This window comes from Anaerolineales bacterium, assembly GCA_030583885.1.
Taxonomy (GTDB): domain Bacteria; phylum Chloroflexota; class Anaerolineae; order Anaerolineales; family Villigracilaceae; genus Villigracilis.
The window spans coordinates 1058220-1074445 of record CP129480.1 but is presented as its reverse complement, the minus strand read 5'-3'; the positions used below and the strand labels follow the sequence as shown (position 1 = coordinate 1074445).

The 16226-nt window shown below is 53.7% G+C and carries 11 protein-coding genes; 10 read left to right on the top strand and 1 reads right to left on the bottom strand.

The features are described 5' to 3' along the window. Nucleotides 1-179: 179 nt before the first annotated feature. The 8 genes from QY332_05385 (at nt 180) to QY332_05350 (ending at nt 10019) form a co-directional block, all read left to right on the top strand. Nucleotides 180-803: a uracil-DNA glycosylase gene (locus tag QY332_05385; protein ID WKZ37360.1), complete on the top strand. Its 624-nt coding sequence runs from the start codon at nt 180-182 to the stop codon at nt 801-803. A 192-nt stretch (nt 804-995) separates the two neighbouring features. After that, a complete protein-coding gene (locus QY332_05380; GenBank protein WKZ37359.1) occupies nt 996-2006 on the top strand; it encodes a LacI family DNA-binding transcriptional regulator in 1011 nt (336 codons plus the stop codon). A 239-nt stretch (nt 2007-2245) separates the two neighbouring features. Then, a complete protein-coding gene (locus tag QY332_05375; protein ID WKZ37358.1) occupies nt 2246-3535 on the top strand; it encodes an ABC transporter substrate-binding protein in 1290 nt (429 codons plus the stop codon). A 74-nt stretch (nt 3536-3609) separates the two neighbouring features. Further along, nucleotides 3610-4572 carry a sugar ABC transporter permease gene (locus QY332_05370; protein WKZ37357.1) on the top strand — a complete coding sequence of 321 codons (963 nt, stop codon included), beginning with the start codon at nt 3610-3612 and terminating at the stop codon, nt 4570-4572. Beyond that, nucleotides 4569-5753 (top strand): ABC transporter permease subunit, encoded by a 1185-nt coding sequence (locus QY332_05365; protein WKZ37356.1) that lies wholly within the window; start codon nt 4569-4571, stop codon nt 5751-5753. The genes QY332_05370 and QY332_05365 overlap by 4 nt, the downstream gene beginning before the upstream one ends. Further along, complete coding sequence (locus QY332_05360) at nt 5754-7523, top strand: trehalase family glycosidase (GenBank protein ID WKZ37355.1); 1770 nt, start codon at nt 5754-5756, stop codon at nt 7521-7523. Next, complete coding sequence (treS, locus tag QY332_05355; GenBank protein ID WKZ37354.1) at nt 7510-9111, top strand: maltose alpha-D-glucosyltransferase; 1602 nt, start codon at nt 7510-7512, stop codon at nt 9109-9111. The genes QY332_05360 and treS overlap by 14 nt, the downstream gene beginning before the upstream one ends. After that, complete coding sequence (locus QY332_05350; GenBank protein WKZ37353.1) at nt 9108-10019, top strand: ROK family protein; 912 nt, start codon at nt 9108-9110, stop codon at nt 10017-10019. The genes treS and QY332_05350 overlap by 4 nt, the downstream gene beginning before the upstream one ends. Before the next feature lie 64 nt (nt 10020-10083). Here the strand turns inward: QY332_05350 and QY332_05345 are convergent, their stop codons facing one another. Beyond that, nucleotides 10084-13305, bottom strand: a complete 3222-nt coding sequence (locus tag QY332_05345) for a BTAD domain-containing putative transcriptional regulator (GenBank protein WKZ37352.1) — start codon at nt 13303-13305, stop codon at nt 10084-10086. Nucleotides 13306-13482: 177 nt separating this feature from the next. On the opposite strand from QY332_05345, the gene QY332_05340 reads away from it, so the two are divergent. Together QY332_05340 and QY332_05335 are read left to right on the top strand one after the other, a co-directional pair. After that, on the top strand, nt 13483-15114 hold the full coding sequence (locus QY332_05340; protein ID WKZ37351.1) for an ABC transporter substrate-binding protein: 1632 nt from the start codon (nt 13483-13485) through the stop codon (nt 15112-15114). 85 nt (nt 15115-15199) lie between these two features. Then, entirely contained in the window at nt 15200-16222 is a 1023-nt protein-coding gene (locus QY332_05335) for an ABC transporter permease (protein WKZ37350.1), read from the top strand. Nucleotides 16223-16226: the final 4 nt, after the last annotated feature.

Below are 16226 nucleotides of genomic sequence, written 5' to 3'. Positions count from 1 at the left end.
AACAACCGGTTGAATGCTAGGCACACTTGCCAGTCGCAGTTCGAAGGCGGGGTTTGATGCAGGTTGTGATGGAATAATCCCATTGTCAACGCGCCAATTGTCCATTGGGTAATCATGATAACACCGCCCAAAACCAATAACGGGGTAAAATTATTTAACGCCATTTCAGAGAAACATCCATGTTTCAATCCGATTTATTCAGTTCATCAAATCAATACCCATCCCTTGACGCAATCCTGAACGCGATCATGCAGATGAAGGATGATCCTCTTGCAAACGCGGGCACAAACGTTGTCATCAGCCGCGGAAACCCGCAGGCCAAACTGCTGATTATTGGCGAAGCGCCGGGGCCGCAGGAAAATATTCAGGGGAAACCGTTTGTCGGGCGTGCAGGTCAATTGCTGGACAAGATTTTACAGGCGGGGAATTTTGACCCTGAAAAGGATGTGTACATCACCAACTCGGTCTTCCGCATGCCGCCGGGAGACGATGGCAAGGCGTTCCGCAAGCCCAGCGATTCCGAGATCGAATATTACCGGCCGTACGTCTTTGAGATCATCCGCTGGATGGATCCGCGTGTCATCCTGTTGACTGGAAATGTGGCCTGTCAATCCATCCTCAACAAGACCGGAATCACTTCGCTGCGCGGACAATGGACACAGATTGAAGGGCGCTGGATCATGCCGATCTTCCATCCGTCCTATCTGCTGAGAAATCCATCGCGGGGACCAGGCTCTCCAAAAGCGTTGATGTGGGATGATATTCGTGAAGTCCGCAGGAGGTACGATGCGTGGGGCGCTTGAAACATGAGAAGGACGCCCATGAGTCCATTAAAAATTCTTTTATATCCTTGATATTTATGGTGGACCATTAACCCGACTCTGCGGCATGGATGCAAACCTGCCATTTGTGAATGTGTATAAAGCTTCTTCAGATTTCACATATTGACGCTTCGCAAGCTGGTATGCTAAACTGAAAGTGCTTTCAGAGACAATATGGCATCCGCAAAGAAATCCCCCACGATCTATGATGTGGCAAAAAAATCCGGCGTGAGCATTTCAACCATTTCGCGTGTATTGAACGCGCCGGACAAAGTAAATCCTGAAACACATAAACGGGTGATGGAAGCCATAGACGGGCTTGGGTTCGTGCCGCGTGCAGACGCGCGCGCGCGCGCCTTACAGAATACAGACCGAATCGGCGTTCTGACACCGTTCTTTACCGCCCCTTCATTTGTCCAGCGTCTCCGAGGAGTCGCGTCCGCTTTATCGAAAGCCAACTATGAACTGGTCATCTATCCCGTAGACTCGATGGATCACCTGCAAGGGTATATCTCATCCATCCCATTGATGAGGAACATTGACGGGCTGATCATTATGTCCCTGTCCATCGGAGACCAGGACGCGCAGCGTCTCTCCAACAGCGGGATGGAGACCGTTCTGATCGAGTATTCGCATCCGCAGCTGAACAGCATCTTAATTGATGATACAAACGGCGGGCGGCTGGCCGCGCAACATCTTATCAAAAAGGGATACAAAACATTTGCGTTTCTGGGGGATATCGAACCGCCTGAACGATTTGCGATACATCCCATTAAATCGCGTTTGACGGGATTTAAACATGCCTTACAAGAGGCAGGCTTTTCACTCGCAAAAACATATATCCGCTCGGCTCCCTACACCCCATTGGAAACGCGGCAGGCAGCCCTTGAATTGCTCAGTCTGCCCAAACCACCCGCTTCAATCTTTGCCGCATCAGATTTTCAGGCAATCAGCATCATGAAAGTGGCAAGACAACTGGGCAGGAGAATTCCGGACGATCTGGCCCTTGTCGGTTTTGACGATATTGACGTGGCTGAACATGTGGACTTGACGACCATCCGCCAGCATCTCGACGAATCGGGCAGACTGGCGGCTGAGATTTTGCTTTCCCGCATCGGCGAATTCGACCGTCCGTTGCAGCACATCAACCTTCCCTTAAAAATAATCGAACGCTTAACCACTTAAAATCCCGCGACAGCCTCCACTGTTAATTCAAAGAAACTGGTTTTAATATTTTTATTGACTTTCGAGAAAGATATGCTATACTTTTCATGAAAGTGCTTTCATGAAAAGTGTCTTTCATTCCCGTTGTCCCGTCCGTCAAACTACATTCGTATCACATGTAAGGAGGTGCGCGACAAATTGATTCACCCCAGCCCCCATCCTGTAACCAACTGTATAAACCTTTTCTTAAGGAGAGAAGAATGAAAAAAGTTATTTGGCAAACTCTTGCCTTGTTCGTCGTGACAGCCATGCTGCTGGCTGCATGCGGAGGCGGCGCTGCCCCTGAAGGACCCGCGGCGGTTTCCGCTGAAATGTGCATGGATGCACAGCCCGGCGACGAGGTCAGCATGCTTTATCAATGGTCTGGACAGGAAGAGGAACGCCTCAACCAGATCCTTCAGCCGCTTGTGGATACCTGCGGTATCGTGCTTGCCCCCGAATCCACACGTGACCAGGCACTGCTCGATACACGCGTCCAGGCTGGGACCCCGCCGGATATCGCCTTCTGGCAGGTCACCCAGCTGGTGCAATACCAAAATCAATTGAAGACGATGGACAGTCTCGGAGCGAATCGCGATAACTATAGTGATTTCTTCATCGAGCCGATGACGATTGACGGAAAGTGGCTTGGCCTGCCGGTCAAAGCTGACATCAAGTCCATCATCTGGTACAGCCCGGCAAACTTTGAAGCCCTGGGTTACTCGGTACCCTCGACTTGGGATGAACTGGATGCCCTCGTTGAGCAAATGGTTGCCGATGGAAATGTCCCGTGGTCCATGGGACTCGAATCCGGCGATGCCACTGGCTGGACCGGCTCGGACTTCCTGCAGGATATCATGCTTGTTCAACAAGGTCCTGATTATGTGAATGGGATCATTGATGGCAGCATCCCCTACGATGATGCAGGCGTCGCGCAGGCGTACGAAACATACGGCAAGTGGGCAATGGATCCCGCCTATACCGTTGGCGGCGCTCAGGGAACGCTCTCCACCGCATTCCTGGCAGCCATTTACAAGCCGTTCTCCGATCCGCCGGAAGCCATGATGGTGAAACAGTCCGGTTTTGCAGGCGGCGAGGTCCAGAAGCAATTCCCGGATCTTGTCTATGGCACAGACTATGACTTCTTCCCTGTGCCGGGCGCGCAGGGCCTGCAGGGCGCTGTAGAACCGATGATGGCTTTCTCTGATAAGCCGGCTGTCAAAGCAATCGTTGCCTATCTATCGTCCGATGTGGGCGGGGCAAATTGGGCAATAGCCGGATTTGACCTGTCGCCGAACAAAGGCGCAACTGGCAATTACACCGACGCGGCACTGATAAAGAAAGGTGAAGCACTTGCCAATACGCAGGGATTCACACCCGATATTGGCGATACGATCCCCGGCGGTTTTGGCAGCGCTGAATGGACGGCGATCGTGGACTTCCTCAACGGAGGCGACCTCGCGAGCGCATTGGCAGCAGCTGCCGCGGTCCAGGCAGAAGCGTTGAAGTAACCAGCAACATTCCCATTTCTGGGGACGCCTCCATGGAGGCGTCCCCAGTCTTGATTTCACCAAAGGAGGCTCGCATGGCTCCACGTTCTGTCCCCAACATCATGAGGCAGGGCAGGTTTGCGCCCTGGTTATATCTCCTGCCTGCGTTGTTGATCATGACCTTTTTTATCGTCTACCCGATGATCAACACGATCTCATTGAGTTTGAAAAATAAGGATGGTACGGCCTCAGCCGCCACGACCTGCGTGGCTGGCAATCCATGTTGGGGCATCTTCGAAAACTATCGCTATGCCTTGACGTCAGAGTTCGATACCCGCTCGGTTTCCACATTTTGGTCATCCTTTTGGCTGTCGTCCTACGGAAACACGCTCAAGTGGATCGTCCTGATGGTGAGCGGAACCGTCGGCCTGGGTCTGGCTTTTGCGGTGATGGCAGACCGGGTCAAGTATGAGGCGCTTGCAAAATCCATCATCTTTATGCCGATGGCAGTCTCCTTTGTCGGCGCCGGCATCATCTGGAAATTCGTATATGACTATGGAACCCAGCAGGTGCAGATCGGTCTGCTCAACGCCCTTGTCACCTCGCTGGGCGGGCAACCCATCGCATATATGTCCACACTGCAAGTCAATACCGTTGCATTGATCGTCGTAGGCGTTTGGATCTGGACGGGTTTCTGCATGACCATCCTTTCCGCATCCCTTAAGTCAGTGCCCGATGAGATCATCGAAGCCGCACGCATGGATGGCGCCAATGAATGGTCAATATTCTGGAAGATCATGGTTCCAATTATCATGCCGACCATTGTCGTTGTCATTACCACAATGGTCATCAACGTGCTCAAGTTGTTCGATATCGTGTACGTGATGACCGGCGGCAACTTCAGCACCGATGTGATCGCCAATCGCATGTACACGGAAATGTACAAAAACTTCAACGTCGGGCGCGGTACGGCGATCGCAGTTATCCTTGTCATCGCGATCATCCCATTCATCTACTTAAATGTCAGGCGCTTCATCGCGCAGGAGGAAACACGATGAACCGCGACCGCATCAACAAGATCATCAACCAGATTCCCACCCACTTCATCATCATTTTCATGATCCTGGTCTGGGTCGTCCCTACGTTCGGTCTGCTCATCACCTCCCTGCGCCCGGCACAGGCAATCAACACCTCCGGCTGGTGGACAGTGCTTTCTCCTCCGCGCGGTTCTACGGAATATGGCCAGTACTGCGCCTCCTGCCACGGGGCGGATGGGACCGCCCTGCCAAACGCAAATCTCACCGATCCAAACCTGGTCCAGCACTTCCCGCGTTCCGTTCAACTCCTGGTGTCACTGCGCGCGGAGATCAACGGTCAACCGCACATGCAGGCAGTTCCCATCCCCGAATCGCAAGCCGCTGCAAATATCAGTTCCTATATGAGAATCATCTCCGGGCTCCAGTCTTCGGCACGCTTTACATTCAGCAATTACATTGACGCGCTCGTAGGATATCGCGGCACAAGCACCTATCAGCAGGACTGCGCGGCAGGCGCCGCCCCTCCGGATATTGCCTGTAATTCCAGCGACCTCCTCAATCCGCGCGGCATGGGTCGTGCCTTCCTCAACAGCCTGATCGTGACCATCCCGGCAACTTTCCTGCCCATTTTGTTTGCCGCCTTTGCAGGGTATGCATTTGCCTGGCTGGACTTTAAAGGACGCTTCCTGCTCTTCTCGATCCTGGTCGGGTTGCAGGTGGTTCCGCTTCAGATGACGCTGGTCCCGATCTCACGGCTTTATGCTCAACTGGGATTGAACGGGACATTCCTCGGTGTCTGGCTCTTCCATACGGGATTCGGAATGCCGTATGCCATCTACCTGATGAGAAATTTCCTCGGGTCGCTCCCGCGTGACCTGTTTGAAGCCGCCTACATTGACGGCGCATCCCATTGGACCGTGTTTTTCCGATTGGTCATTCCGCTGGCGATGCCTGCCATTGCCTCGCTTGGCATCTTTCAATTCCTATGGGTCTGGAACGACCTGCTCGTTGCCTTGGTCTTTCTCGGCGGCACAACCCCGGTCATGACGTATCAGATCAGCAACATGGTCACATCGCTCGGCGCAGGCTGGCAGTTGTTGACCGCCTCGGCATTCCTCTCCATGCTGCTGCCCATGATCGTGTTCTTCTCACTTCAACGTTACTTCGTGCGCGGCATGCTGGCTGGCGCGGTCAAAGGATAATTGGATACGTCACTGCTGAAATTCCTGCGGGACAAAATCGAGATCACGCACGTCCCATTCAGTGACCGAGGCTCACGCCTGCTGGTTTATCAACATCCTGATAAGTCCGCTCTGTACATAAAATTGGCAGAGCGGCTTATCCAAGTGGAGCCGGGCATCGAAAGTTATCTCCATCGCCCGCCATTTATTGAAGACCTGCGCTTCATGGATGAGCAGGGAAATCCGCTGGAATTCAAGACCTCCACATCGCCTGAAATGCTCACGTTTCAATCCCGCGTCGGGGATTTTCGCCTCGTCTTTCTGGATGAAGCCACCCTGACGTTCGGTCTGCCAAATCAAAAAGCCACAGGGATGCGCTTTCGAGTACGGCCTGTCCACTGGCACAAAACAGATTCGCGCGGCGAATGGAGGCATGTCCGCGATGCGGTGTACAGCGTGAGCAATGGCAGGGCGATCACCAACCAGCTGCGGGCTGATGAGCAAAGTCACATCCTGGAATTCATTGTACAGGCGCAGGAAGATTGCTCGGTCACGCTCCGCATTGGAGATGACAACGCTCCGTCCTCAATCCCTTTTTCGGTTGCGCACAAGAGCGCACTCACCCGCTGGCAAAAATGGTTCGAACATGTGCCAGAAGTGAACGAAGAACGCCGCGAGAAATATGCGTATGCGTGGTGGGTCATGGCGAACAATCTGGTCAGTCCGTCGGGATTTGTCAAGTACGAAGCCATGATGCCGACCAAGGCGTTTTATGTCGGCGCGTGGCTGTGGGACAGCGCCCTGCACGCCATCGCCTTCCGCCACGTGGACCCCGAACTTGCGCGGGACCAAATTCGAGTCATGCTGGCGAATCAACTGCCCGACGGGATGCTCCCCGACGCGATCTTCGATGAAGGCGTGGTCTCCGAGATCGGTCATCCCATCCACGCGAAGGTAACAAAGCCTCCCATCATGGCGTGGGCGGCGTTGAAAATCAACGAGATTGATCCCAACGTGGAATTTTTGAAAGAAATCTACGAACCGCTGAAACGCGAAAACGCCTGGTGGTTCGCGCACAACGACGATGACAACGACGGCATTGTGCAATACACCCATCCGTATTCATCGGGACTGGATAACAGTCCGCTATGGGATCATGGACTGCCCGTCGAATCACCGGACATCAACACGTATTTGGTAATTCAAATGAATGCGCTGGCGAAAATCGCGGAGATCATCGGCCAAGTTGATGAAGCAAAAGATTGGAAAAGAAAAGCGGATAGGTTAACGGAACGCATCATCGAACACCTTTGGGATGAAGAAAAGGGTATCTTCAATGCACTGCACAACGAAAAATCGATTCCCGTGCTGACCCCTTTCAATCTCTATCCGATGTGGACGGGTCAACTGCCGAAAAAAATCAATGCTCGCCTGCTTGCCCACCTGCAAGACCCGTCCGAGTTTTGGGACAGGTACCCACTGCCAACCGTCGCCTACAACGACCCGGCCTACAGCGCCGAAAAAATGTGGCGAGGACCCGTCTGGGCGAATATTAATTACTTCTTCATCGAAGCGTTGCAAACCATTGGAGAGCATCAACTTGCGAAGGAACTGCGCGAGAAAACACTGGGCATCATCGCAGGGCAAGCGGGTATCCACGAGTACTACAACTCACAGAGTGGCGAAGCGCCCGGGTCCGCCGCACCAATTTTCGGGTGGAGCGCGGCGGTCTTCATCGAACTTGCAATTCAGGAATATATGGAAACGTCAAACAAAAATGATGGACAATAATCTCTGGTACAAAAACGCAGTCTTTTATGAAATCTCCGTGCGCTCCTTCAAGGACAGCAACGGCGACGGGCGCGGCGACCTGCACGGTGTCGCGGAAAAACTCGATTACCTGCAAACCCTCGGCATCGATTGCATCTGGCTCATGCCGATCTATCCCTCGCCGCTCAACGACGACGGTTATGACATCGCGGATTATTATAACGTGGATGAATCCTACGGCTCGCTGGATGACCTGAAGGAGTTGATCGCCAAGGCGCACCAGCGGAACATACGCATCATCATGGACCTGGTGCTGAATCACACCTCCGATCAGCATCCCTGGTTCCAGGCTTCCCGCTCCGACCCCGACTCGCCGTACCGCGATTACTATGTCTGGAGTGACACCGACCAAAAATACAAGGATGCGCGCATCATCTTTCTGGATACCGAAACCTCCAACTGGACATGGGACGAAAAAGCGGGCAAATATTTCTGGCATCGTTTTTATTCCAGCCAGCCGGACTTGAATTTTGATAATCCCAAAGTGCAGGAGGAGATGTTTAACGTGGCGCGTTTTTGGCTGGATCTGGGAATTCACGGCTTCCGCGCTGATGCGGTTCCTTATCTCTTTGAGCGCGAAGGCACCAACTGCGAGAACCTGCCCGAAACCCACGCCTACCTTAAAAAACTGCGCGCCTTCATGGACAAGCATTATCCAGACCGCATCCTGCTTTGCGAAGCGAACCAGGGACCCGAAGATGTGCGCCCGTATTTCGGCGACGGCGACGAATTCCACATGGGATTCCACTTCCCCATCATGCCTCGCATTTACATGGCGCTTAAAAAGGAACGCTACGAAGACATGGCGGACATCATGCAACGTACGCCGCCCATTCCTGAAAATTGTCAGTGGTGTACCTTCCTGCGCAATCATGATGAACTCACGCTGGAGATGGTCACACCCGAAGAACGCCGGTGGATGTGGGAACAGTACGCGCCCGAACTGCGCATGAAACTCAACCTTGGCATCCGCCGCCGCCTCACACCGTTGCTGGATAACGACCGCCGCAAGATCGAACTTGCCAATTCCCTGCTGTTCACTTTGCCCGGTTCGCCCATCCTTTACTATGGCGATGAGATCGGCATGGGCGACAATCTCGACCTGCCCGACCGAAACGGCGTTCGTACGCCGATGCAATGGGATGATTCGCCGAATGCCGGGTTTTCTGAAGTCAAGCCGTATTCAGAACTCGTCAAAGGCAAACTTGGACATCAGAACATCAATGTCGCCAGCCAGATCAACGATCCAAATTCGTTATTCAACTCCATCAAGCGTATGATCGCCATTCGCAAGAAGCATGATGCGTTCGGGAGCAGCGGCATGGAGTGGATCGAAACCGGTAATCCCCATGTCGCCGCCTATATACGCCAGCACGGGGAGGATATCATGCTGATCCTGAACAATCTAAGTCGATCCACCCAAATCGTGAAACTCCCGCTACAATATCAGAATACCTACCTGGACCTTTTCGCAGGCCACATGCATATCATCTCCAATGAACTTATGCTCGAACCCTATTCCCATCTCTGGCTGCAAATGAAGAAATGAAAAACAATCATCATCTATATGGCGGCATCGAAGGCGGCGGCACAAAATTTGTCTGCGCTGTCAGCATGGGGCCCAACAATATCTGCGCAGAAGCCCGCTTTCAAACCACGCTACCCGAAGAGACAATGGCCCAGGCTGTGGATTTCTTCAAACAGCAGGAGGAGAGCCTCGGTAAACTTTCCGCCATTGGATTTGCATGCTTCGGTCCGCTCGACCCGAATCCTGCCTCGCCGACCTATGGGCATATCCTTCCGACGCCAAAACCCGGCTGGACAGGTGCGAACGTGGTGCGAATTTTGTCTTCAGCATTCGATGTTCCCATCGCTTTTGACACGGATGTCAATGGTGCGGCATTGGGTGAATGGCGCTGGGGCAAGGGCCAGGGACTGCAAACGTTCATTTATCTCACGATTGGCACAGGCATCGGAGGCGGTGCATATGTCGGCGGAAACCTCCTGCACGGATTGATACACCCCGAAATGGGGCATATTGCCGTCAAGCATGATTTTGATAAAGATCCATTCAGTGGGACCTGTCCATTTCACGACGACTGCTTTGAAGGCCTCGCCTCGGGTGTTGCCATCAAAAAACGATGGGGACAACCAAGCCACACTCTTCCAAAGGATCATCCCGCCTGGGAACTTGAATCGGATTACATTGCACAGGCACTGGCAAGCTATTCGTTCACCCTTTCTCCACAACGGATCATCATCGGCGGCGGCGTAGGCACATTGCCGCATCTCCTGCCCGGGATCCAGGTCAGGACGCGGGAACTCATCAACGGCTATATCCAGTCGCCCGTCATCCTTGAAAACATCGAATCCTACATCGTCTCACCGGGGTTGGGGAATCGCTCGGGCATGCTGGGCGCCATTGCGCTGGCGGAGCAGGTTTTACAGGAATCATGATGCGGGAACATGTTCTTAAATGCGGAGTGATGGCTCAAATCATTTAATACACCGCCCTGAACGTTTATTTACTTTTTTTTAGCAAGTCCTTGTACAGGTGCGCGGTTTCCAGCAGCGGTTCTTCACCCAACTCACTAAAGAGTACATTTTGCAATTCAGTATAAATACGCGCCATGCTGGAACGGTCGCCCACTTCTGCATATGCACGCATGGCCTGGCAGTACAGGCCTTCGTTCAATTGATCGAGCAGAATGGCTTTCTCAATATATCCAATTGCCTGCCTTGGAGATCGTGTGGATAAATGGTAGAGGGCGAGTTCCTGCAACGCAACGAGATAGGACTGGGCTAATCTTCGCCGCTCGGGGAACACCCACTCGTAATACATATTCTGTAAATACTCGCCATGATACATGGATACGGCATGCGCATGCCATTCCGCGCGGCTATGCACATTGGATGCTACACGCGCCTTGGCAATTACCGCATTGAACTCATCCACATCAATCGCAAAACGCGCAGAATCCAGCCAGTATTCGCCCACTTCAACGAGGATCAAGCGTGGGCTGTCGTCACCAATTTTCAGCGCGTTGCGGAGGCGGGACAGGGCGGTATGGAATGCAGTACGGCTCGTCCGTTCTTTTTCACCCCAGATCGCATCGAAGACTCTATCCGCTGGCATCTTCTCGCCGCGCATGGTGACGAAATATGCGAGCAGGTCACGCGCCTTGGCAGAAACCCAACGCTCCTGTGAAACTTCCTCTCCATTTAACAGAACGCGGAAATTCCCGAAACACTGCACTTGTATCGAGTAACGATCCTGAATCGATACTTCGATGGGTTTCTCTGGCAGGTTCTCCAGCACGCGCTCAAGAAACGGACTCTTCTCCCCCGCGCGGAGCAACGCCTCACTGACAACCTGCGAGCGGATGCCTTGATCGAGAAAAAGTTGGAATGTGCGGGAGGCTTCAATTAAACGGAGCGCCTTGCGGGCGTAGTCCAAACCGCTTTCGGCACGTTTGGTTTCGAGATGAATATACGCCAGTCCGAAATACACCATCGCCAGTGGAATGCGAAATTGCTTGCGCTCGCCCACTTCGATTAGTTCTTCGAACAATCGTTCCGCCTTATCAAGTTGACGGTTTTCCAGCGCCACATCCGCCAGCACACTGCGGCAGACATACGCTTCGTAGGTGTCAGAACTGCCTGTGTATGACCACAAGGCGCCTTCCGCTAATTGACGGGCTTCCTCCACGCGCCCCTGCCCGCACAGGTTGTAGGCGAGATAACCCGTTGCCATCAATTGTTCATAGGAAGCCAGCCCCAACTGCTGGCCGATCTCCATGCCCTGCCGCAGGCTTGCTTCGGCTCGCGCGGTTTCGCCCAAGCGGGTCAACACATTTCCCAAAGCAGTATATGCGCTGGGAAGCAATTCTTTCAAATGAAGAGTTTGCGCAATTTGAAGTCCACGCTCAGCATATTGCAGGGATTTATCCAATTCGCGCCAATATAAAAATGGCGTGACTAATGAAATATATGCCTGCGCACCGATCGGGGAAAATTCCTCGGGAGCGATCTGCAGGGCCTCCTGACAATAGCGCACCGTCGCCTGCGGGTCGCCGTGCCACCAACAAATTTGACCCAGCGATTGTAGAAAGTTTGCGCGTGCCAGCGCGCTGATTTTATCCTCTGCAAGACGCGCTTCTTCCACGGCTTCCTCTGCAAGTTGACGCCCTTTGTCCATGCCTGTCAAAAAACCAACACTCTTTGCCAGCGACATCAAGGCTTCGGCGCGGGCGACATGATTTTCATCCGCAAAAGATAATGCTTCGGTGGACAATGTCTCCGCCTGGCGGTAGTTGCCCTGCGCGCGGTTGACTTCCGCAAGGCGGGTGAGAGCACGGCACATGCCGCTGGAATTGTTCTGCAACCCAAACGAGGAGCGCGCATCTTCAAACGCTGCAACCGCCGCACCTGTCTGTCCCAGCCGCCAGTGGGCGTTGCCGTGCTGCAAAAGCAACTCGGGATTGGCTTTCAGCACGTCGGCGGGCAGTGCGCTGAGATAACGATGCAGAACTTCCACGCGCCCACGCTCGACGTAATCCGCCGCGAAGATGGATACAACATGCGCTGCAGACCCATAATCCTGCGCGTTTAGATAATGCGACAGCGCCGCTTCCAACTCGCCCTGCGACTCGTAATGCATTCCTGCGCTTCTTTCCAAACCCGTAACCGATTCTGTTTCGGCACGCCGGAGGCGGCTGAGCAGGAACTCGCGGAAGAGATAATGATAGCGGTACCAGCGTCGTTGCAGATCCAGGCTTGAGACGAAAAGATTCTGTTTCTCCAATTCCTCCAAAATGGATTGTGCATTTTGCACGCCCGCAACTGCATTGCAAGCGGACGCGTCCATTTGCTGGAGAATGGAGGTACGCAACAAAAACTCCTGCGTGTCTTCAGGCAGACGTTTAAAGACCTCCTCCGCCAGATAATCGAAGACGAATTGCTGGGAACCGCTTAAGCCTGCGAGCATGGCGCCCACATCCTGCGCGTCGCGTCCACTGAGGGACGAACGGACAATTTGCAACGCCGCCACCCAGCCTTCGGTCTTTTCGCTCAACAGGCTTCGGCTTTCATTGGAGATTTCAGGCAGGTTGGTTTGCATCCAGTGTGAAACTTCATCATCGTGGAAGCGCAGGGAGGAGGTACGCAACTCCGCCAATTGACCACGCGCCCGCAAACGTGCCAGCGCAAGCGGAGGATCTACACGCGTGGAAATCACTAACCGCAAGTCGTTGGGGGCGTTCTCGAGAAGAAAATCCACTAGTTGATGGACAACCGGGCTGGTGACGTAATGATAATCCTCCAGCACGATCAGCCAGGGGGTTTCGATTTGCTCCGCTAGCTCGTTGATTAGTACGGTCAGCACCCGGTGGGGAGAAATATTCGCTTCCGCGCTATCGAGCAGGGACTGGGCAGTCTGACCGACGGCGCGCGTCAGGGATGCGGGCACGCGTTTCATGCTCCGCAGGGATTCGATCAGGTAGGTCAGGAAAACGGTCGGGTCAGAATCCTGTGCATCCAGGGTGTACCATGCAAAGGGTAGGGATGAAGCGGTTATGAAATCCACGAGCAGGGTCGTTTTTCCGTATCCTGCTGGGGCGGAGAGCAAAGTCAGGCGTTTGTCCAAATTCGATTCAAGCCAATTCAAAAGTTTCGGGCGGGGAAGGAAATCGGGGCGGGCGCGGGGGACGAGAAATTTTGTGCGCAATAAAATGGACGGCTTCATTGCGTGTATTATATCCTTCCCCCTGCCCTTCGTACATTTCCCATGGCTGCTGGAAAATATTTAAAAAGTTCTAAATCCTGGCGACGATAGGTGAAAGAAGAGGGTGTTTGCAAACTTTTTGCAAATTGGACATGATAGTATCATGTCATTACCCCCATGCCTTTGAGAGGAGAAACTATGAAACGCTTTACCTTGTTCGTGTCCTTGCTCGTTGCGCTTTCGATGATCGTGAGCGCGTGTGCACCCAAAGCGCCTGCTGCATCAGAGGTGCCCCCTGCGGATGCCGCGCCTGCGACGGAAGCCCCCCCTGCACCAGAGCTCCCACAGGTGCTGAAGGTCGCCAATACCGCCAACATCACCACCTGGGATCCCATCGAATCCTTCTCGACCGAAGCGGCATACATGGCAAATGTGTATGAGCAATTGCTCAGTGTCAACCCGCCTGGCTCCGCCGAGCAATTCACCCCTCTGCTCGCCGAGAGTTGGGAATCGAATGAAGACGGAACGGTGTGGACCTTCAACCTGCGCTCTGGTGTCACCTTCCATGACGGCGAACCGATGAATGCCGACGCCGTAGTCAAATCACTGGATGCCGCACGCACCTCCGGCGGCGCATCCTTTATCTGGTGGATGGTGGACTCTATTGAAGTCGTGGACGACCTGACCGTCCAATTCAACCTGAGCGCATCCGCCCCGATCGACCTGATCGCCTCTTCCCTCTACGGAGCCTGGATCATCAGCCCCAAAGCACTAGACGCCGCTGCCGCAGACGAAAACTACTGGGCAAATGGCGTGGAAGCAGGCACAGGTCCGTATGTGATCGAGTCCTACGTCCCCGACCAGGAGATCGTCTTCCAGAAATACGAAAACTACTGGGGCGGCTGGGAGGATGACCAGTTCGACACCGTCCTCGTGCAGATCATCCCGGAAGCATTGACCCAGCAGCAGTTGCTCGAATCGGGCAGTGTTGACCTCGTCACCAGCATCCCGCGCGACAACTACGGCAGTTTCAAGGACAATCCCGATTACACCTACCTTGAAGAACCCTCCTTCTTCAATTATGTGGGCTTCTTCAACACCCTGCGCCCGCCGTTGAATGACCCGAAGGTTCGTCAGGCGCTCTCCTATGCCATCCCCTACGAAGACATCATCCAGATCGGTGTCAAGGGACTCGGCACGCAAAGCCACGGACCCGTGCCTGCGGGAGTGTGGCCCTGGTCACCTGATGTCAATCAGTACACCTACGACATCGATAAAGCCAAGGAACTGCTCGCCGAAGCAGGCTACGAAGGCGGTGGATTCAGCCTGCGCCTGACCTATGCCGCAGAGAACGCCACCCACGAAGCCTACGCCCCGCTCATCAAGGATGCCTATGCCGAACTCGGCGTGGATGTGACCATCGAAGCCATCGCCTTCGGAACGCAGTGGGCGGAAGCGAAGAACGATCCCGCCAACGCACAGGACATGTTCCTCCTGCTCTACTGGCCCACCTACTCCGACGCGGGCTCCGACAACCTTTGGTCCATGTTCTACTACACCGAAAAGCCCTTCTTCAACCTGTCCTATTGGAACAACCCAGAATTCAACACACTGGTTGATGAAGCCATCGGTCTGACCGTCACCGACCCCGCCGCGTCTCAGGCGAAGTACGTGGAAGCCATGAACCTGCTCGTGGACGAAGCTGCTGGTCTGTTCTTCTTCGACACCAAGGCTGTCTTTATCATCCCAAACAGCATCGAGGGTTTCCAGTACAATCTGAACTATCCGTTCGTGCAGTACTTCTTCTACGACCTGCGCCCTGCGAAATAAAGCAACCTACCTTGAATAAATCGTCCCGAAGGTTTCTCGAAAAGCATTGTTGAATCGTTCAAACCTTCGGGACGATTCCTAAATCATGCGCCATCTCGAATTCATCCTCCGCCGCCTGCTGACATCCCTCTTCGTTTTACTGGGTGTCTCCATCATCACCTTCTTCATCGCAAGGGTGGTGCCGACTGATGCCGCATCGTTGTATGCAGGTCCCAAAGCGCGCCCGGAGGAACTGGCACGCATCCGCGAGAAATTGGGGTTGGATAAACCGCTCCCCACACAATATTTCATCTACATGGGCGAACTCCTGCAAGGCGACTTGGGCAACTCAATTTCTACCAAGCGCCCGATCACTCAGGAAATTTCAGACCGCCTGCCCGCCACGCTGGAACTGCTTCTTGCGGGCATGTTCCTTGCCCTGCTTATCGGCGTTCCGCTTGGGGTTCTCAGCGCACGCTGGCAGGGAAAACTCCCCGATCTGGTTGTTCGATTGATCTCCATCATCGGCGTTTCTATGCCCGCCTTTTTTCTTGGACTTCTTTTGCAAATTATTTTCTTCCGCAACCTGGAATGGCTTCCGCTCATCGGCAGATTGGATGCCGACATACGCTTCATCAGCCCTGTGACGGAGATCACGCGCTTTATCGTCCTCGATTCTCTCTTAACTCGAAACTGGGTCGCCCTTAAGGACTCTCTCCTGCACCTGATCCTTCCCGCATTTACGCTTGCCGCCTACCCCATCGGGCTCATCGCCCGCATGACCCGCGCCACCATGCTCGAAGTGCTGGAGCAGGATTACATCCGCACCGCGCGCGCCTATGGGGTTCGAGACAGTGTCATCACCTACATCTACGCGTTGAAAAATGCCATCAGCCCCACCCTGACAGTCATCGGCTTGACCTTCGCTTTTGCATTGACTGGCACCTTCTTCGTTGAAATTATTTTCACCTGGCCCGGTTTAGGTCTTTTTACCACACGCTCGTTATTAAATCTCGATTATCCCGCCATCATGGGTATGACCCTGCTCGGTGCATCTGGATACGTCCTCATCAATTTGATCGTGGATGTGGTCCAATCCTGGGTTGACCCACGCGTGAGTTTGAATTGAGTTA